The following is an 18,136-nucleotide window of genomic DNA, read 5'->3' as shown; positions in this document are numbered from 1 at the left end:
GTGACGCCGCACACCCCCCACCGCGGCCGGTCAGCTCGCGGGAATCTGGTCGGCGAGGGCCAACCAGGCCTCCTCGGCGTGTTCCCGTTCGGCCCGTACGTCCTTGAGCTGGGCGTCCAGCTCGGCGACCCGGGCGTAGTCGGTGGCGTGCGCGGCGAGCTGGTCGAGGAGCTCCGTCTCCTTCTGTTCCAGCTTGCCGACCTGGCGTTCCAGGCGGGCCAGCTCCTTCTTCGCCTGGCGGGCCTCGGCGGCGGACATGCCGGCCGGTGCGGAGGCCGCGGCGGGCGTCTCGGCGACTGCGGGCGCGGGCGCGCCGGCCGGTTCCCGCTGCGCGGCCCGGGCCAGGTACTCGTCGACGCCACCGGGCAGGTGGACGAGCCGGCCGTCGCCGAACATCCCGTACACCGAGTCGGTGACCCGCTCGACGAGGTACCGGTCGTGGCTGGCCACGACGATCGTGCCGGGCCACGAGTCGAGCAGGTCCTCCAGCGCGGCGAGCGTGTCGGTGTCGAGGTCGTTGGTGGGCTCGTCCAGCAGGAGCACGTTGGGCTCGCCGGCGAGCAGCCGCAGCATCTGCAGGCGGCGGCGCTCCCCACCGGACAGGTCGCTGACCGGCGTCCAGAGCCGGCGGTCGTCGAAGCCGAAGACCTCGGCGAGCTGGGCGGCGGAGATTTCCCGGTCGCCGAGCTGCACCCGCCGGGCGACCTCCTCGACGGCTTCGAGGACGCGCAGGTGCCCGGGCAGCTCGGCCAGCTCCTGGGAGAGGAACGCCGGCCGCACGGTGGAGCCGGTGGCGAACCGCCCGCCGTCGGGGCGGGTGACGCCGGCCAGCATCCGCAGCAGGGTGGTCTTGCCGGCCCCGTTGCGGCCGAGGACGGCGATCCGGTCGCCGGGGCCGACCTGCCAGGTGACGTCGTGCAGGATCTCCTTGGGGCCGGCGTGCAGCCGGACGTGCTCCAGGTCGTACACCTGCTTGCCGAGCCGGGCGGTGGCGAGCCGCTGCAGCGACATGGTGTCGCGCGGCGGCGGGACGTCGGCGATGAGCGCGTTGGCGGCCTCGATCCGGAACCGGGGCTTGGAGGTCCGGGCGGGCGGGCCGCGGCGCAGCCAGGCGATCTCCTTGCGGAGCAGGTTCTGCCGGCGGGCCTCGGTGGCCGCGGCGACCCGCTCCCGCTCGGCGCGCGCGAGGGTCCAGGCGGCGAAGCCGCCCTCGTAGGCGCGGACGGTCTGGTCGGCGACCTCCCAGGTGGCGGTGCAGACGGCGTCGAGGAACCAGCGGTCGTGGGTGACCACGACGAGGGCGCCGCGGCGGCCGACGAGGTGCCGGGCCAGCCAGTCGACGCCGCCGACGTCGAGGTGGTTGGTGGGCTCGTCGAGGATGAGCAGGTCGGAGTCGCGGACCAGCAGCGCGGCGAGGGCCACCCGGCGGCGCTCGCCGCCGGACATCGGGCCGACGGGCGCGTCGAGGCCCAGGTACGGCATGCCGAGGCCGTCGAGGATGGCGCGGACCCCGGCCTGGCCGGCCCACTCGTGCTCGGCGCCCATGCTCTGGTCGAGCCAGGCGGTGCCGAGCACGACGTCGCGGACGGTGGCGTCGGGGGCGAGCGTCAGGGCCTGCGGCAGCCAGGCGACGCGCAGGTCGCGGCGGTGGGTGACGCGGCCGTCGTCCGGCTCCTCGATGCGGGTGAGCAGCCGCAGCAGGGTGGACTTGCCGGCGCCGTTGAGGCCGACGACGCCGACCCGGTCGGCATCGTCGAGGCCGAGCGAGACGTCGGTGAGCAGCGGCCCGGCGGCGCCGTACCCCTTGGACACCCGGTCCAGGTTGACGATGTTGGCCACTACCCCCACCTTCCATGATCAAGGCGTCCCGGTGCCGGCGGGCACCTGGGGACGCCTGGCCTACCAGGGTACGCGGACGCGGCTGCGCGAGCCGGGCGGCGGGCGGCTCAGCCGATCCGGGCCCCGGCCACCGGGCCGTGGGCGGTGCGCGCCTCCCGGCACACGCCCGCGGCCTCCAGTTCGGCGGCGATCCGCTCGGCGTCGACGGCGTCGGCGGCGAGGAAGACGCACGTCGGCCCGGATCCGGAGACGATGCCGGCGAGCGCCCCGGCGGCGTCGCCGGCCTTCAGGGTGGCGGCCAGGGACGGGCGCATGGCCAGCGCGGCGTCCTGGAGGTCGTTGCCGAGGGCGGCGGCGAGCACCCGGGGGTCGCGCTGGCGCAGGGCGGCGAGCAGCGCGTCGGTGCTGCCCAGCGGCGGCCCGGCGGCGCCCGCGTCGCGGAGCCGGTCGAGCTCCCGGTACGCGGCCGGAGTGGAGAGCCCGCCGTCGGCGATCGCGACCACCCAGTACCAGGAGGTGGGGCGGGCCAGCACGGGGCTGACGGTCTCACCCCGACCGGTGCCGAGGGCCGTCCCGCCGTGGATCAGGAACGGCACGTCGGAACCGAGGCCGGCGGCGATCCCGGCCAGCTCGTCGCGGGACAGCCCGGTGCCCCAGAGCGCGTCGCAGGCGACCAGGGCCGCGGCCGCGTCGGCGCTGCCGCCGGCCAGCCCGCCCGCGAGCGGGATCTGCTTGCGCAGGTGCAGCCGGGCGTGCGGCGGGACGCCCGCGTACGCGGCGAGGGCGTGGGCGGCCCGGATCACCAGGTTGCTGTCGTCCAGGGCCAGCTCGCCGGCGCCCTCCCCCTCCATGGTCAGGGTGAGGGTGTCGCCCCGGCGGGCGGTCACCTCGTCGTGGATCGAGATCGCGTGATAGACGGTGTTCAGCTCGTGGTAGCCGTCCCGGCGCAGCGGGCCCACGCCGAGGTGCAGGTTGACCTTGGCGGGCACCCGCACCCGCACGGGCCCGCTGGCGCCGCGCCGCTGCTGGTCGTCCTCGTCGTCCGGTCGCCAGGCCTCGGTCACGGGGCGATGTCCCGCAGGCGCAGGCGGATGTCGAACGGCTTCTCCACGATCAGCTCCTCGGCGGGGTCGGGGTCGGCTCGTACCGGCCGCCGACCAGGTCGTACGCGGACAGGGGTGCGGGCACGGCGCCAGCCTACTGCGCGGCGGGCGTACCGGTCGGGGCCGACGCGGCGACGGCGGCGAACTGCTCGACGGTCAGCGACTCGCCCCGGGCGCCGGGGTCGACGCCGGCGGCGGTGAGCGCGGCGGCGGCCCGGTCCGCCCCGCCGGCCCAGCCGGCCAGCGCGGCGCGCAGCGTCTTGCGGCGCTGCGAGAACGCGGCGTCGACCACGGCGAAGACCCGCTCCCGGGGTACGTCCGGCCGGGGCGGCTCGCGGCGGGTGAAGGCGACCAGTCCGGAGTCGACGTTCGGCACCGGCCAGAAGACGTTCGGCGGCACGCGGCCGGCGGGGCGGGCGCGGGCGTACCAGGCGAGCTTGACCGACGGGATGCCGTACACCTTGGAGCCGGGGCCGGCGACCAGCCGGTCGGCGACCTCCTTCTGCACCATCACCAGGCCGTGCCGCAGGGTGGGCAGCTCGGCGAGCAGGTGCAGCACCACGGGCACGGCCACGTTGTACGGCAGGTTCGCCACCAGCGCGGTCGGCGCCGGGTCGGCCAGCTCGGCGGCGGCGACCCGCAGCGCGTCGGCCCGGTGCACGGTGAGCCGGCCGGCGTCCGGGCCGGCGAACCGGGCGGCGGTCTCCGGCAGCGCGGCGGCCAGCGCCGGGTCGACCTCCACGGCGTGCACGTGCGCGGCGACCGGCAGCAGCGCCAGGGTGAGCGAGCCGAGCCCGGGCCCGACCTCCAGGGCGACGTCGTCGGGGGCCAGCCCGGCGGCGGTGACGATCCGGCGCACGGTGTTCGGGTCGTGCACGAAGTTCTGGCCGAGCTTCTTGGTGGGGCTCACGCCGAGGCGCGCGGCGAGGTCCCGGATCTCCGCCGGGCCGAGCAGTCCGGTCACGGCGTCACCACGGGCCGAAGGCGCGCTCGCCGTTGGCCGACAGCGCGGCGCACAGCTCGTCGAGGTCCGCGCCGGTGGTCGCGGCCAGCGCCCGGACGGTGAGCGGCACCAGGTACGACGCGTTGGGCCGCCCCCGGTGCGGGGTGGGCGTGAGGTACGGCGCGTCGGTCTCCACCAGCAGTTGGTCCAGCGGGGTGAGCGCGGCGGCCTCGCGCAGCGCGGCGGCGCTGGCGAAGGTGACCGTGCCGGCGAAGCTGAGCAGGTAGCCCCGGCGGACGCACTCGGCGGCGAACTCGGCGTCGCCGGAGAAGCAGTGCAGGACGACCGTGTCCGGCGCCCCCTCGTCGTCGAGGACGCGCAGCACGTCGGCGTGGGCGTCCCGGTCGTGGATGACCAGGGCCTTGCCGTACCGCTTGGCGATGGCGACGTGCGCCCGGAAGCTCTTCTCCTGCGCGGCCCGGCCCTCGTCGCCGGTGCGGAAGAAGTCCATTCCGGTCTCGCCGACGCCCCGGACCCGGTCCCGCGCGGCGAGCGCCTCGATCTCGCGCAGCGCCTCGTCGAGGTCGGCGAGCCGGGGCGCCTCGTTGGGGTGCAGCGCCGCGGTGGCCAGCACCGCCGGGTACCGGTCGGCGGCGTCGGCGCTCCATCGGGACGAGGCGACGTCGACGCCGACCTGGACCAGCCGGTCCACCCCGACCTGCGCGGCCACCGCGATCGCCGCCGCCACCGGGTCGTCGGCGCTGGCGTTTCCGCCGGCCCCGCCGGCGGGCGCGCCGGCCTCGGTGACGGTGATGTCCAGGTGGGTGTGGCTGTCCGGCACGGCGCGGGGCAGCGGGTCGGGGGCGGGCGGGAACTCGCCGGCCCGCCGGGCGGCCCGCTGCCGGCGGGACTCAGTCGACTTGGTCATCGCCGCCAGCATCACACACCGCCGGTACGGCCCGGTCCGCCACCCGGCGTTCCCGCCGCCAGCGGCGCGGCCGGGCCGGTGACCAGGCCGTTCTCACCGGCCCGTCACGTCCTGTTCACCCGGCCGGCACCGGGAGCGCCTAGCGTCGCCGGGGTGAGCGTCGCGCCCCCGGCCAGCGGAGCCGCCGAGGAGCGCGGCGGGCTGCGCGTGGCGTACGGCGGCGCCGTCTACCCGGCCGAGGAGATCGCCCGGGGCGCGGCGTACGAGCTGTTCAGCGCTGACGAGGCGGCTGGCTTCGAGTGGGCGCCCCGGCCTGGCGTGGCGCTGCCCTGGCGGAGGTTCGCGCACGCCAGCGAGGTCGGCGCGGTGCTCGGGGCGGCCGGGCCGACCGGCGGGGCCGAGGCGCCGCTGCTGGTGCCGCTGCACCGGGAGCGCGGGTGGGCGCAGGTGCACCGGCTCAGCCAGCAGCCCGCGGCGGCGGACGACCCGACGCTGGCGGCGGTCCGGGCGTCCGCGGTGATCCGGCGGGGCACGCCGATGGTCAAGGTGCTCTCGGCCCGGCAGCTCGCGGGGTACGCCCGGGGCTGGCTGCCGCACGGCTTCTGCCACCGGGAGCACGACGTGGCCCACCTGCGTACGCCGGAGGCCCTCGCGGTGCTGCGCGGCGACGCGGCGGACGGGCGGACGGACCTCGACGTGGTGTACGCGCTGCGCTGGCGGGCCGCCGACCCGGCCGACTACGCCCAGCCGGTGGGCGCGGCCTACCGGGGCCTGACCGCGCTGCCGCCGCGGGACCGGCTCGGCCCGCCGGTGCTGGGCACGGGGTTCGTGCCGAGCGCGGCGCAGCTGGTCCCGGAGTTCGTCACCCGGGACTTCGCCGACCTGCCGATGCCGGCGAACGCCACCCTGCTCGCCTACCCGGCGTCGGGCGTGGAGGTGGTCCTCTACCGCTACCAGGCGGAGCAGCGGGGCTGGCTGCGGATGGCCGGCCCGCAGTGGCGGCACCTGCTGACGGGGGTGCCGGGGCTGTCGCCGGACCAGGAGTACCTGCCGACCGGGGAGGCGGCCCGCTCGACCCAGTTGGTCGGCGGATACGCCGGGGCCGGGTACGAGGCGGTGGCGGACCTGCCCGACGGGTTCCGGGTGCTGGCGATGACCCGGGCCGCCCGGTACGCGTCGACACGGTGGCCCGCCGGCTGCGGCACGCCGGCTGGCGGGGCGTGCCGTGCCTGGTGCTGCGGGAGGAGGCCGGCTGGCTGCGGCTGCGGCTGACCCGCCCGGACCCGGACGCGGTGGCCGTGACCGGGGCGCAGTGCCAGGAACGGGGCGTCTACGAGACGTGGGCCCCGGCGTCCGAGCTGACCGACGACCGGATGGTGGACGTGCCGTACCCGCTGTGACGCACCCGGCGGAGGGTCACAGCCGCGCGGGCCGAGGCACGGCGCATAACGGCGGATGGGCCGGGAATGCGCGCGCCGTCCGACGACCCTTGCCCGGATGTCAGGAGACGCCCATGCCCTTCATCACCGTCGGCGCGGAGAACTCCGCGCCCATCGACCTGTACTACGAGGACCACGGCGCGGGTCAGCCGGTGGTGCTGATCCACGGCTTCCCGTTCAACACGGCGACCTGGGAGAAGCAGGTGGGGGCGCTGCTCGCCGCCGGCTACCGGACGATCGCCTACGATCGGCGGGGCTTCGGCAACTCCAGCCAGCCGGCGGCCGGGTACGACTACGACACGTTCGCCGCCGACCTGGACGTCCTGATGACCGAGCTGGACCTGCGGGACGCCGTCCTGGTGGGCCACTCGATGGGCACCGGCGAGGTGGTCCGCTACATCAGCACGTACGGGTCGAGCCGGGTGAACCGGGCGGTGCTGCTCAGCCCCCTCGAGCCGTTCCTGTTGAAGACCTCGGACAACCCGGAGGGGGTGGACCGGAGCCTGTTCGACGGCTTCCAGCAGGCGATCATCGCCGACCGGTTCGCGTACCTCACCACGTTCTGCGACGCTTTCTTCAATTATCAGGACAACAAGGGCAAGATGGTTAGCGAGGAGGCGTACCGGGCGCACTGGAACATCGGGGCCCGGGCGTCGGGCATCGGCACGTTGCAGAGCGTGGACGCCTGGCTGACCGACTTCCGGGCCGACCTGCCCCGGATCGACGTGCCCACCCTGATCGTCCAGGGCGACCAGGACAAGGTGCTGCCGTTCGCGGTGACCGGGCAGCGGTTGCAGCCGATGCTGCCGAACAGCCGGCTGATCACGCTGCAGGGCGCGCCGCACGGCATCCCGTGGACCCACGCCGACGACGTGAACCGGGCGATCCTGGAGTTCGCCGCCACGCCGGCGACGGCCCGCGCCTGAGCCGGCCGGTCGCCGCGACGCCGTACCCGCCGGCGCGGCCTCCCGTCACGGGGGCCGCGCCGGCGTCGCGCGCCGTCAGCCGGCGAGCCGGGCCAGCTCCTCGTCGACGATCGACGGGTCGAGCTTGCGGAAGACCGGCTTCGGCGCCGCGAGGGGGCGGCCCACCTCCAGCGGTACGGACTCCCAGCGCGCCCCGACCGTGTAGTCCCCGGTCAGCACCGGGTACGCCGGCCCGCCGTCGAGGTCCTCGACCTCCTCGATCCTCGGCATCGGGGCGTGCACGCCGGTGCCGCCGAGCAGCTCGTGGATCTTCTGCGCGGAGTGCGGCAGGAACGGGGTGAGCAGGGTGTTCGCGTCGCTGACCACCTGGAGGGCGACGTGCAGGATGGTGCCCATCCGGGGCTTGTCCGCCTCGTCCTTGAGCTTCCAGGGGGCCTGCTCGGAGAGGTACTTGTTGGCCTCCGCGACGACCCGCATCGCCTCGCCGATCGCCTGCTTCTGCCGGTGCCTGGCGATCAGGTCGCCGACCGTGGCGAAGCCGGCCCGCGCGGTGGCGAGCAGCGCCTCGTCGGCCTCGGTGAGCCCGGCCGGGTCGACCGGCGGGACGACCCCGAAGTTCTTCGCCGCCATCGAGATGGACCGGTTGACCAGGTTGCCCCAGCCGGCGACCAGCTCGTCGTTGTTGCGGCGGAGGAACTCCGCCCAGGTGAAGTCCGTGTCGTTGCTCTCCGGGCCGGCGACGGCGATGAAGTAGCGCAGCGCGTCGGCGTCGTACCGCTCCAGGAAGTCCCGGACGTAGATGACGACCTTGCGCGACGAGGAGAACTTGCGCCCCTCCATCGTCAGGTACTCGCTGGAGACGACCTCGGTGGGCAGGTTGAGCCGGCCCAGCCGGCCCGGCTCGCCGTCGCGCGCGCCCTCGCCGGAGTACCCGTCGAGCAGCGCCGGCCAGATCACCGAGTGGAAGACGATGTTGTCCTTGCCCATGAAGTAGTAGCCCTGGGCGTTCTTGCCCTCTGCGTCGGTGGACCACCACTTTCGCCAGGCGTCGGGGTCGCCGGAGCGGCGGGCCCACTCGATGGACGCCGACAGGTAGCCGATCACGGCGTCGAACCAGACGTAGATGCGCTTGTCCGGCCGGTCCCGCCAGCCGTCGAGGGGGATCGGCACGCCCCACTCCAGGTCCCGGGTGATGGCCCGGGGCTGGAGGTCGTCGAGCAGGTTCTTCGAGAACCGCAGGACGTTCGGCCGCCAGCCCTCCCGGGTGTCCAGCCACTGCCGCAGCGCGTCGGCCAGGGCCGGCAGGTCGAGGAAGAAGTGCTCGGTCTCGACGAACTCCGGCGTCTCACCGTTGATCTTCGACCGGGGGTTGACCAGGTCGACCGGGTCGAGCTGGTTGCCGCAGTTGTCGCACTGGTCGCCGCGCGCGCTGTCGTACCCGCAGATCGGGCAGGTGCCCTCGATGTAGCGGTCGGGCAGGGTCCGACCCGTGGACGGGGAGATCGCGCCGACGGTGATCTTCGGCACGATGTAGCCGTTGCGGTGCAGGCCCTCGAACAGCTCCTGCACGACCGCGTAGTGGTTGCGGGTGGTGGTGCGGGTGAACAGGTCGTACGACAGCCCCAGCGCCCGCAGGTCCTCCGCGATCACCCGGTTGTACCGGTCGGCCAGCTCGCGCGGGGTGACCCCCTCGGCGTCGGCCTGCACCTGGATCGGGGTGCCGTGCTCGTCCGTGCCGGAGACCATGAGCACGTCGTGGCCGGCCATCCGCATGTACCGGGCGAAGACGTCGGAGGGAACGCCGAATCCGGAGACATGACCGATGTGGCGCGGGCCGTTGGCGTACGGCCAGGCTACCGCCGCGAGAACGTGACTCATGACCAGCAAGCCTAGTGACCACGGCCGGCAACCCGCGAACCAACAGGCGGGCGGGCGCCGCGCGCCGGGGACGACGGCGTGGAAGGGGGCCTTCCGCGCCGAATGCGTCCGCGCTCACCAGCCGGCCGGCTGGGGGCAGACCGCCCGGGGAGGCCCGTTCCTCATCGGCGGCCGTGGCCGGATCGGCGAGCACAGGTGGCGCCACGCACCCGCCGGCCTACGATCGGCGGGTGAAGAGTGCGTCGACAGCGCAGAGCGCCAGCGCCGGCCGCGCGGAGTCGGAGCAGGCCGGGCCGGCCGGCGCGGCCGGTGTGGCCGAGGCCTCCCCGACCGGCGGCGGCGTTCCCGCCGTCGTACGGAGGCGGTTCGCCACCGTCGACGCCCGCCTCGACGTCAACTCCTGGCTGGCCACCGCCGTCGTGGTGGCCATCGCGGCGATCCTGCGGCTGGTGGGCCTGAGCGGTCCGAAGGGCAAGATCTTCGACGAGATCTACTACGCCCGGGACGCCTGGGGGCTGGTCGACAAGGGCGTCGAGTGGAACTACAAGGACAACGGCCCCTCGTACGTGGTGCATCCGCCGCTGGGCAAGTGGCTGATCGGGCTCGGCGAGTGGGCCTTCGGCTACCAGGACGCGGAGTCGAAGATCTCCGTCCCGGGGCACCTGACGACCACCGCCCCCGAGTTCGGCTGGCGCGTCTCGGCCGCCGTGGCCGGCGTCCTGTCGGTCCTGCTGCTGGTACGCATGGGCCGCCGGTTGTTCCGGTCCACCGCGCTCGGCTGCGCCGCCGGCCTGCTGCTCGCCCTGGACGGCTTCCACCTGGTGCTCTCGCGCACCGCCCTGCTCGACATCTTCCTGCTGTTGTTCGTGCTGGCGGCGTTCGGCGCCCTGGTCCTCGACCGGGACGCCCGGCGTCGGCGGTGGGCCCGGGCGCTGGAGGCGGGTCTCGATCCCACCCGGCCCGGCCGCGCCGGCCGGCCCGCCGGCGGCTGGCGGAACTGGCCCTGGTGGCGGCTGGCCGCCGGGGTGCTGCTCGGCTGCGCGTGCGCGGTGAAGTGGAGTGCGCTGTACTTCGTCCCCGCCTTCGCGCTGCTGGTGCTGCTGTGGGAGGTCGGCGTCCGCCGTTCCGCCGGGGCGCGCCGGCCGTGGCTGGGCGCCCTGCTCCACGCGCTGCCGTGGCTGGCCCTGGCCGGGGTGCTGATGGTCGTCACCTACGTCGCCACCTGGTCGGGCTGGCTGCTGAGCGACGACGGCTACTACCGCCTGGCCGCCAACTACCCCAACACGCCGGCGCTCAGCGACACCCCGGTCGTCGGGGCGCTCAACAACCTGTGGGAGTACCACAAGGCGGCGTACGGCTTCCACAAGCAGCTCGACGACCCGCACAAGTACCAGTCCTGGCCGTGGCAGTGGCTGCTGCTCGGGCGGCCGGTGGCCTTCTACTGGTCGGGCGAGGGCGCCTGCGGGGCGCCGAGCTGCGCCTCGGAGATCCTGCTGCTCGGCACGCCGCTGCTGTGGTGGTCGTTCCTGCCGGCGCTGGCCGCGACGGCCTGGCTCGGCGCGGCCCGGCGGGACTGGCGGGCCGGTGCGATCCTGCTGACCGTGGCCGCCGGCCTGCTGCCCTGGTTCTGGTTCGCCCTCGACGGCCGGACGATGTTCTCCTTCTACGCGGCGCCGGCCCTGCCGTTCCTCGTCCTCGCGGTGGTCTACGTGCTCGGCGTGATCGCCTCGCCGGCCAGGGGCGGGGGGACCGGGCCCGCCGAACCGGACGAGGACGCCGCCGAGCGGCGGCTGATCGGCGGCCTCGTGGCGGGCGCGTACGTGCTGCTGGTCGCCGTGTGCTTCGCGTACTTCTACCCGATCTTCGTCGGCCAACTGCTGCCGTACGCCGACTGGTCGGCCCGGATGTGGCTGGACGGCCGCTGGATCTGAGCCCGGCAGCGGGCGGCGGTCGGGCGGCGGTCGGGCGGCGGGCGCGGCGTGTGGGAGGAGCGGGGCGCTCGCGGGTGGACCGGAGAGTCCACCTGACGGGACTCTCGCGCACATAGACGCGCGCCCCGATCGCCTGCCACGGGGGAAGCGGGCGATTGGGGCGCGCAATGAAAGCTTAACCAGCTTGCACCACCGGCACAACGGGTGGCATCGAGTCAGATTTCCGACCCAAATCGCCTCCCCGAGCACCGAACGTCCGAAAGCCGACTGACAGTCACCCGCCGGAAACCCTCACGAGACCGCCACCAGCCAGGACCGGCGGGACGGCGGCCCCGACCCCGCCGGACGATTTCCGGCGGTCACATCAGGACGTTGCCGGCCGGGCCCGGACGAGCCTCCAAAGTGGATCTCACTACACTTCGCCCGATGATCGACAAGAGACGACCGACAGCCGTCCTCCGTGGACTGCTGGCGGCGGCCGTCCTGCTCGGCCCGGTCCTGCTGGGCGGGCCCGCGCCCGCGCGGGCCGAAGGGGAGAGCCCCACGGAGCCGCCCCGCGTCGAGCTGGTGCTGGACGTCAGCGGCTCGATGCGGGCCCGGGACATCGACGGGCGCAGCCGGATCTCGGTGGCCCAGCAGGCCTTCAACGAGGTCGTGGACGCCCTGCCCGACGAGACGCAGCTCGGCATCCGGGTGCTCGGCGCCACCTACCGCGGCAAGGACAAGACGGTCGGCTGCCAGGACACCCAGCAGATCGTGCCGGTCGGCCGGGTCGACCGCACCCAGGCGAAGGCGGCCGTGGCGACGCTGCGGCCCACCGGCTTCACGCCCGTCGGGTTGGCGCTCCGCTCGGCCGCTCAGGACCTGGGCACGGGCGCCACCGCGCGCCGGATCGTGCTGATCACCGACGGGGAGGACACCTGCGCCCCGCCGGACCCGTGCGAGGTGGCCCGGGAGCTGGCCGCGCAGGGCACCAAGCTGGTGGTGGACACCCTCGGCCTCGCCCCGGACGAGAAGGTACGCCGGCAGCTGGTCTGCATCGCCAACGCGACGGGCGGCACGTACACGGCCGCGCAGAGCGCGGACGAGCTGACCGACCGGATCAAGCAGCTGGTGGACCGCGCCCGGGACACCTACACCGCCGCCCCGACCGTGGTGGGCGGCACTCCCCGCTGCCCCGACGCGCCGCTGCTCGCCCCCGGCGTCTACACCGACCGGGAGCAGTTCTCCGAGCACCGCTGGTACCGGGTCCCCGTACGCCCCGGCGAGGAGCTGCGCGCCTCGGTGAGCATCGCGCTGGACCGCCCGGTCAACCCCGACTACGGGGTGCTGCTGCGGGCCACCGCGCCGGACGGCCGGGAGCTGGTCCGGGGCGTGGACGCCGGCAGCGGCCGGACCGACGTCGTCTCGGCCGGCCTGCGCTGGTCCGCCGCCGCCGACCGGGACGACGAGGACACCGACGACGGCGAGACCCCGAGCCCGGCGCCCAGCACCGCCGACGCCACGCCGACCATGGTCTGCCTGGTGGTCAGCAACGCGTTCGCGCCCCGCCCCGGCACCCGGGCCACCCCCGGCATGCCCGTCGAGCTGACCGTCGACGTGGTCGCCTCGTCGCCGCCCCCCGCCGGGCCGGACCTCGGCCGGGGCTGGATCCTGCTGCTCCTGCTGACCCTGGCCGGCCTGGTCACCGGGCTTCTTGCCGGCCTGCTCACCCGCTGGTGGGTCGCCACCTGGAGGGAGAACTGAGGATGCGTACCCGCATGTTCCGGGCCGGAGCGGCGCTGGCCGCCGCCGCCCTGACGCTGCCGGCGGCCCCCGCCCTCGCCGCGACCGCGGGGCCCACCCCCTCCCCCGGCGCCGCCACGGTGACCAAGGCGGGCACCTCGTTCCTGACCGCCACGCCGATCACCGCCGGCCAGCCGGTCCGGGTCGGGGCCTCGACCGGCGACCACCTCTACTGGTCGTTCCCGGCGACGGCCGGTCAGATCCACGAGATCACCGCCACCGTCGGCTTCCCCAAGAGCCGCAGCGGCGCCTCGACCTGGACGATCGACGTCTTCGACGGCCTGCGCCGCCGGCAGGCCTGCACGGCCGGGGCGCAGACCCCGACGGCGGCGGGGTCGGCCGCCGGCGTGGCGCTCGGCTGCACGCTGCGCCAGGTGCGCTCGTGGGCGGAGCCCTGGTCGGGCGACCCGCTGCCCGGCACGTACTACCTCCGGCTCTCCGTGGTCGACCTGCCGGAGCCGGACCTCGGCCTGCCGATCGACGTGGACCTGCTGGTCTCCACCGTCGGCGACGGCGACGCCCCCGACGACGGCGAGCTGAAGGCGCCGCTGGTGCCGAACACGAAGGCCGGCACGGTCCTGACCGGGGAGCCGGCGGCGGCACCGGCCGACGAGGACGAGGGCGACGGCCTCACCGGCTGGCTGCCCGAACCGTCCTCGCGCTGGGTCTGGACCACGGCCGGCGGCGTGCTCGCCGCGGTGGCCGGCGTGGTCGGTTTCGCCCTCACCCGCCGCCCGCGCCGCCGCTGAGCGGGGCGGCCGCCGCCCGCCGCCCGCGCCGCCGCTGAGCGGGGGCGGCCGCCGCCCGACGCCCGCGCCGTCGTCCGATGCCCGGCGCCGTCGTCCGCGAGGGCGCCGGGTGGCCGCCCCCCGGGGCTCACGGGGCGGCCGCCGGGGCCCGGACGGGGCCGCGGGCGATGGTCGTCCGGTCGCGCGCCGGGTACCGGGTACGGCGTCGGCGGCCCTGCGGCGTCACCCGCATGGGGTACGTTCGCACGGATGAACGTCCCGGAGCTGACGATCGCGCGGGTGCCGGCCTGGCGTGTCGGCCACCACCCGCTGCGCCGGCCGGGCGTCCGGCTCCGGCCGGAGGTGCCGCCCACGCCGACCGGCCGACTCCCCGCCGCACGCGACGGGGTGTGCTCGCTGCTCGCCGGGGGCGGCCGTGCGTGACCTGCTGCCGCCCGAGGTAGCCGTGGCCGTGGCCGACGCAACCGACTGGTCCGGCGAGCTGCTGCCCGCCGAGCGGGCCTGCCTCGGCGAGCGGGCCGTGGAGAGCCGCCGCCGGGACTTCACCGCCGGCCGGGTCTGCGCCCGGCGGGCGCTCGCCCGGCTCGGCGTCCCAGAGGCCGCGGTGCCCTCGGCGCCCGACCGCTCCCCGGTCTGGCCGGCCGGGCTGGTCGGCACCATCACCCACACCCGCGGCTACTGCGCCGCGGCGGTCGCCCGCGCCGGCGAGGTCCGCTCGGTCGGCATGGACGCCGAGCGGCACAGGGACCTCAACGCCGGGGTACGCCGGCTGATCGGCCTGCCCGAGGAGTGGGACGACGTCGCGCGCCTGCCGGGCGGCGTCCCGTGGCCGGTGGTGCTGTTCAGCGCGAAGGAGACCGTCTACAAGGTCTGGCACCCGGTCGTCCGCACCTGGCTGGACTTCCACGACGCCCGGGTCACCCTCGACCCCGACTCCGGCCTGTTCACCGCGCGGATCACCCCCGCCCGGCTGGACGCCGCCCCGGTGCCGGACCCGCCCGCGACGGTCACCGGCCGCTTCGCGGTGGACGCCGACCTGGTCCGCACGGCCGCTGTCCTGTTACCGCGCTGAGACGGTGCGGTGCCGCGCGAGTCGGCGGGGGCCGCTAACGTCAGCGTTTCAGATCGCCATGAGGTGCCGAGGAGTACGGTGAGCCACCCCCAGCCCCCATACGGGCCGCAGGATCCCTACCAGCCGAACCAGGAGCCGCCAACGGCACCGATGCCGCAGTACCCGGCCGAGCAGGGCGGCTACCCGCCGCCGGCCGTGCCGCAGCCGCCCGTCTCCGGATCCCCCTACCCGCCGCCGGCCCCCGGGCCGCCGTACCCGCAGCAGCCGCCCGTGTCCGGGTCGCCGTACCAACCTCCGGTGTCCGGGTCGCCGTACCCGCCCACCTCCGGGGCCCCGTACCCGGCGGGGGCGCCCGGCTTCCCGCCTGGGCCGGCGCAGCCGCCGAAGAGCAACAAGAAGCCCATCATCATCATCGCCGTCGTCGCGGCCGTGCTCGCGCTGCTCTGCTGCATCGGCGGCGTCGTGGCGCTGGTCAAGGGGGCCAGCGACGCGGCGGAGGAGGCCAAGCGGGACATCACCCTGCCCACGGTGACCACCGCGCCCAGCGACCGGCCCACCCCGAAGTCCTCGTCGTCCTCTCCGGCCAGCGGCGAGACGTTCAACATGGCGGCGGGCGACACGCTCGTCATCACCGACGACGACGGCACCCTGGAGATCACGGTGCTGCGGTTCCGCACCACGACCAAGGGCTGCAAGTCGTACTCGCCGGAGCCCGACAAGGGGCTCTACCTCACGGCCGAGGTCACCGCGACGGTGACGAAGGGCAACATGTCGATCAACCCGTTCTACTTCCAGTGGGTGGCCGCCGACGGCACCACCGCGAACGGGATCGCGGGCGCGCTCGCCGGCTGCGGCGACCTGCTCGACTCCGGCGTGAGCCTGCGGGAGGGCAGCAAGCGCACCGGCGTGGTGACCTTCGACGTGGCCGACAAGAACGGCGTGCTGGAGTACCGGCACAAGCTGGAGACCGCCGGTTCCTGGAAGCCGTAACCGGCGCGGAACACACACGCGGGGCCGACCGGGCACACCGGTCGGCCCCGCGTCGTCTCACCGGCTGGTCAGTGCGCCGCCACGGCCACCGGTTCCGCCTCCAGCGCCGCGAGCCGGGCCGGCCGCACGACGACGAGCAGGACCACGGTCGAGGCCACCATCCCACCGGCGACCACCAGCGACATCGCCACCGCGCCGGTGCCGAGCACGCCCACCAGCGGGGCGGCCAGCGCGCCGACGCCGAACTGCACCGCGCCGAGCAGGGCGGAGGCCGTGCCGGCCGCCTCGCCGTGCCGGGACAGCGCCAGGGCCGGCGCGTTCGGCATGGCCAGGCCGGCCGCCGCGAGCACCACCCACAGCGACACCAGCAGGCTCGGCAGCCCGCCGAGCCCGGTCGCGGCGACGGTGAGCAGCACCAACCCGGCCGCGGTCCCCACGGCAAGGGCGACGACGAGGATGCGCTGCGGCGAGTGGCGGCGCAGCAGCCGTACGTTGAACTGGGTCGCGGTGATCAGCCCGACGGCGCCCGCGCCGAAGGCGAACCCGAACTGCTGCTCGTCCAGCCCGTACTGCTCCTGCAGGACGAACGACGACCCCGACACATACGCGAACAACGCCGCCATCGCCAGCCCGGCGACCAGGACCAGGCCCACGAACGTCCGGTCGCGCAGCAGCGAGCCGTACAGCGCGGCCGTGGCGACCACGCCGCCGCGCCGACGCCGGTCCGGCGGCAGCGTCTCGGGGAGGCCGAGCGCGGCGACCACGACGAGCAGCACGCCGAACGCGGCCAGGGCGACGAACACCCCGCGCCAGTCCGTCCAGTGCAGCAGCCCGCCGCCGAGGGTCGGAGCGAGGATCGGCGCCGCGCCCATGACCAGCAGCAGCCGGGAGAGCAGCTTGGCGAAGGCCGCGCCACTGAACAGGTCGCGTACGACGGCCATCGCGACCACCGAGGCGGCGGCCACGCCGAGCCCCTGCACCACCCGCAGCGCGCCGAGGACCGCGATGTTCGGCGCGGCGACGCAGAGCAGCGACGCCACGACGTGCAGCGCGATGCCGGCGATCAGCGGCACCCGCCGCCCGACGGCGTCGGAGAGCGGGCCGATCAGCAACTGGCCGATGGCGAGCCCCGCCAGCGTGCCGGTGAGGGTCAGTTGGACCGCCGCCGACGTGGTGGAGAAGTCGGCGACGATCGCGGGAAGCGCGGGCAGGTACATGTCGATGGTCAGCGGGCCCACCGCGATCAGCGAGCCGAGTACGAGGACGAGCCGCAGGCGCTGCCGGCGGCTCATCAGGTCGCCCGGCGTCGGCGGGGCGGCGGGCGTTTCGAGATCCTGGGTGACGGTCATCGGGACGTCTCCGTCCGGTCGTGGTGGAGCCGGGCGGGGAGCTGTTCAGCAGTCACACCTTGCTTCAAATCCCGATCAGGCGCGCTGATTCCCGGCCGGCGAAGAGGTGCCGCAGCTCACAGCAGCCGTGACCCGCAGTCACCTTCGTGTCGCTCCCGACCGGCGGCACCGGCCCGTAGGCGGCCGTGCCGGCCGGCACGGCGGGCGACACCCGGACGGTGACCGGCTCGGTGTCGACCCCGGCGACCGAAGGGTCGCTGGCCAACAACAGCGGCATGACCACGTTCACGTACGCCGTGCCGCCCCCGGGCGACCTGAACGTCTCCGGGCTCGACGTGGTCGCCACCGACGAGCTGCGGGCGAACCAGGAGTCCGAGGTGTCGGCGTACGTGTGGACCGAGGGTGGCAGCCCGGCGGAGGACGTCGTGGTTCGGCTCCCGCTCCCGCCGACCGTCGACTTCCTCTCCGTCGACGCCGGCGACCCCGCCTGGGCCTGCCGGCTGGAGGAGACGACCGACCGGTTCGTCGAGCGCACCCGTGACTACTGGGACATCGGCACCCCGGGGCTCAACGTGCGGGTGCAGCTGCGGGCGCAGCCCGGCACCCCGGCCGGCCCGCTGACCTTCACCGCGACCGCGTCCGCCGGTACCCCGGAGTCGTCGACGGAGAACAACACCGCCCCGGACACCGTCACCTACGTCGCCGAGGGCGCTGTCGCCGGGCACGTCTGGCTCGACCTCGACCGGGACGGCCAGCGCGACGCCGGAGAGCCGATGGCCCTCGACAAGACGATTGGACTGACCGTCGTGCCGGAGACGGGCTCGCTGCCGTGGGACTGGCCGGGCATCAACACCAACACGGTCCGCGGGACGTACTGGGGCGGGCGGCTGAAGCCGGGCCGGTACACGGTCAAGGTCCTCCTGCCGTACGGCAGCACCACCCAGTTCACCACGTCCGACCTGGGCGACGACGCCAGCGACTCGGACATCGTCAGCTACGTCGGCGGCTACTACCCGTACGGGCTCAGCGCCCTGGTCGAGGTACACGACGGCGCCGAGATCCAGGTGGACGTCGGCATCCTGCCGCAGTCCTGACGCCATGCGGGGAAGGCCGGGGTCCGTTCGGGCCCGGGCCTTCCCCGGCTGCCGGCCGTCCTCCCGTTCCGGCGAGCTGCTTGTCTGGCCGGGCGCCGTCCGAGGTCAAT

General features: G+C 75.1%; 15 protein-coding genes and 1 pseudogene. 9 read left to right on the top strand and 7 right to left on the bottom strand.

Annotated elements, in window-relative coordinates:
- Nucleotides 1-30: 30 nt before the first annotated feature.
- The 4 genes from JD77_RS16010 to JD77_RS15995 all read right to left on the bottom strand — a co-directional run bounded on the left by JD77_RS16010 (nucleotide 31) and on the right by JD77_RS15995 (nucleotide 4,825).
- The gene (locus tag JD77_RS16010; RefSeq protein WP_145775114.1) at nucleotides 31-1,839 is read right to left on the bottom strand and encodes an ABC-F family ATP-binding cassette domain-containing protein; all 1,809 of its coding nucleotides are present in this window, start codon (nucleotides 1,837-1,839) and stop codon (nucleotides 31-33) included.
- 107 nt (nucleotides 1,840-1,946) lie between these two features.
- Nucleotides 1,947-2,903, bottom strand: a complete 957-nt coding sequence (locus JD77_RS16005; protein WP_145775113.1) for a 4-(cytidine 5'-diphospho)-2-C-methyl-D-erythritol kinase — start codon at nucleotides 2,901-2,903, stop codon at nucleotides 1,947-1,949.
- Between the two features lie 133 nt (nucleotides 2,904-3,036).
- Complete coding sequence (gene rsmA / locus JD77_RS16000) at nucleotides 3,037-3,906, bottom strand: 16S rRNA (adenine(1518)-N(6)/adenine(1519)-N(6))-dimethyltransferase RsmA (protein ID WP_145775112.1); 870 nt, start codon at nucleotides 3,904-3,906, stop codon at nucleotides 3,037-3,039.
- 4 nt (nucleotides 3,907-3,910) lie between these two features.
- Nucleotides 3,911-4,825 (bottom strand): TatD family hydrolase, encoded by a 915-nt coding sequence (locus JD77_RS15995; RefSeq protein WP_145775111.1) that lies wholly within the window; start codon nucleotides 4,823-4,825, stop codon nucleotides 3,911-3,913.
- Nucleotides 4,826-4,966: 141 nt separating this feature from the next.
- On the opposite strand from JD77_RS15995, the pseudogene JD77_RS15990 reads away from it, so the two are divergent.
- Both JD77_RS15990 and JD77_RS15985 read left to right on the top strand, forming a co-directional pair.
- Nucleotides 4,967-6,213 (top strand): annotated as a pseudogene (locus JD77_RS15990) (hypothetical protein).
- Nucleotides 6,214-6,326: 113 nt separating this feature from the next.
- Complete coding sequence (locus JD77_RS15985; protein ID WP_145775110.1) at nucleotides 6,327-7,178, top strand: alpha/beta fold hydrolase; 852 nt, start codon at nucleotides 6,327-6,329, stop codon at nucleotides 7,176-7,178.
- 75 nt (nucleotides 7,179-7,253) lie between these two features.
- Here the strand turns inward: JD77_RS15985 and metG are convergent, their stop codons facing one another.
- Complete coding sequence (gene metG / locus JD77_RS15980; RefSeq protein ID WP_145775109.1) at nucleotides 7,254-9,056, bottom strand: methionine--tRNA ligase; 1,803 nt, start codon at nucleotides 9,054-9,056, stop codon at nucleotides 7,254-7,256.
- 230 nt (nucleotides 9,057-9,286) lie between these two features.
- Between metG and JD77_RS15975 the strand changes: the two genes are divergently transcribed.
- From JD77_RS15975 to JD77_RS15955, 6 genes are all read left to right on the top strand, one after another.
- Nucleotides 9,287-10,987, top strand: coding sequence for a dolichyl-phosphate-mannose--protein mannosyltransferase (locus tag JD77_RS15975; protein WP_145775108.1), 1,701 nt, complete (start codon nucleotides 9,287-9,289; stop codon nucleotides 10,985-10,987).
- A gap of 426 nt (nucleotides 10,988-11,413) precedes the next feature.
- On the top strand, nucleotides 11,414-12,733 hold the full coding sequence (locus JD77_RS15970) for a VWA domain-containing protein (RefSeq protein ID WP_145775107.1): 1,320 nt from the start codon (nucleotides 11,414-11,416) through the stop codon (nucleotides 12,731-12,733).
- A gap of 2 nt (nucleotides 12,734-12,735) precedes the next feature.
- Nucleotides 12,736-13,521 (top strand): peptidase, encoded by a 786-nt coding sequence (locus JD77_RS15965; protein WP_145775106.1) that lies wholly within the window; start codon nucleotides 12,736-12,738, stop codon nucleotides 13,519-13,521.
- A gap of 249 nt (nucleotides 13,522-13,770) precedes the next feature.
- Nucleotides 13,771-13,944 (top strand): hypothetical protein, encoded by a 174-nt coding sequence (locus JD77_RS32115; RefSeq protein ID WP_170286463.1) that lies wholly within the window; start codon nucleotides 13,771-13,773, stop codon nucleotides 13,942-13,944.
- Nucleotides 13,937-14,593: a 4'-phosphopantetheinyl transferase family protein gene (locus JD77_RS15960; protein WP_145775105.1), complete on the top strand. Its 657-nt coding sequence runs from the start codon at nucleotides 13,937-13,939 to the stop codon at nucleotides 14,591-14,593. The genes JD77_RS32115 and JD77_RS15960 overlap by 8 nt, the downstream gene beginning before the upstream one ends.
- A gap of 78 nt (nucleotides 14,594-14,671) precedes the next feature.
- On the top strand, nucleotides 14,672-15,583 hold the full coding sequence (locus tag JD77_RS15955; RefSeq protein WP_145775104.1) for a DUF4352 domain-containing protein: 912 nt from the start codon (nucleotides 14,672-14,674) through the stop codon (nucleotides 15,581-15,583).
- A gap of 68 nt (nucleotides 15,584-15,651) precedes the next feature.
- On the opposite strand, the gene JD77_RS15950 is transcribed toward JD77_RS15955, so the two are convergent.
- Both JD77_RS15950 and JD77_RS15945 read right to left on the bottom strand, forming a co-directional pair.
- Nucleotides 15,652-16,875: a multidrug effflux MFS transporter gene (locus JD77_RS15950; protein WP_145777614.1), complete on the bottom strand. Its 1,224-nt coding sequence runs from the start codon at nucleotides 16,873-16,875 to the stop codon at nucleotides 15,652-15,654.
- 121 nt (nucleotides 16,876-16,996) lie between these two features.
- The gene (locus JD77_RS15945; protein WP_145775103.1) at nucleotides 16,997-17,209 is read right to left on the bottom strand and encodes a hypothetical protein; all 213 of its coding nucleotides are present in this window, start codon (nucleotides 17,207-17,209) and stop codon (nucleotides 16,997-16,999) included.
- Here JD77_RS15945 and JD77_RS15940 point away from each other — a divergent pair.
- Nucleotides 17,208-18,026, top strand: a complete 819-nt coding sequence (locus JD77_RS15940; RefSeq protein WP_145775102.1) for an SdrD B-like domain-containing protein — start codon at nucleotides 17,208-17,210, stop codon at nucleotides 18,024-18,026. The two genes, JD77_RS15945 and JD77_RS15940, sit on opposite strands and share 2 nt — an antisense overlap.
- Nucleotides 18,027-18,136 lie beyond the last annotated feature (110 nt).

The sequence above is a fragment of the Micromonospora olivasterospora genome, from assembly GCF_007830265.1.
In the GTDB taxonomy this organism is placed as follows: domain Bacteria; phylum Actinomycetota; class Actinomycetes; order Mycobacteriales; family Micromonosporaceae; genus Micromonospora; species Micromonospora olivasterospora.
This window is presented reverse-complemented; position numbering and strand designations above follow the sequence as displayed.

Excerpts from the sequence above, each read along its gene's own strand:
- JD77_RS15985 (WP_145775110.1), top strand. The coding sequence starts at position 6,327 with ATGCCCTTCATCACCGTCGGCGCGGAGAACTCCGCGCCCATCGACCTG.
- JD77_RS15950 (WP_145777614.1), bottom strand. The coding sequence starts at position 16,875 with ATGAGCCGCCGGCAGCGCCTGCGGCTCGTCCTCGTACTCGGCTCGCTG.
- JD77_RS15965 (WP_145775106.1), top strand. The coding sequence starts at position 12,736 with ATGCGTACCCGCATGTTCCGGGCCGGAGCGGCGCTGGCCGCCGCCGCC.
- JD77_RS32115 (WP_170286463.1), top strand. The coding sequence starts at position 13,771 with ATGAACGTCCCGGAGCTGACGATCGCGCGGGTGCCGGCCTGGCGTGTC.
- metG (WP_145775109.1), bottom strand. The coding sequence starts at position 9,056 with ATGAGTCACGTTCTCGCGGCGGTAGCCTGGCCGTACGCCAACGGCCCG.
- JD77_RS15940 (WP_145775102.1), top strand. The coding sequence starts at position 17,208 with ATGACCACGTTCACGTACGCCGTGCCGCCCCCGGGCGACCTGAACGTC.
- JD77_RS15970 (WP_145775107.1), top strand. The coding sequence starts at position 11,414 with ATGATCGACAAGAGACGACCGACAGCCGTCCTCCGTGGACTGCTGGCG.
- JD77_RS15995 (WP_145775111.1), bottom strand. The coding sequence starts at position 4,825 with ATGCTGGCGGCGATGACCAAGTCGACTGAGTCCCGCCGGCAGCGGGCC.
- JD77_RS15945 (WP_145775103.1), bottom strand. The coding sequence starts at position 17,209 with ATGCCGCTGTTGTTGGCCAGCGACCCTTCGGTCGCCGGGGTCGACACC.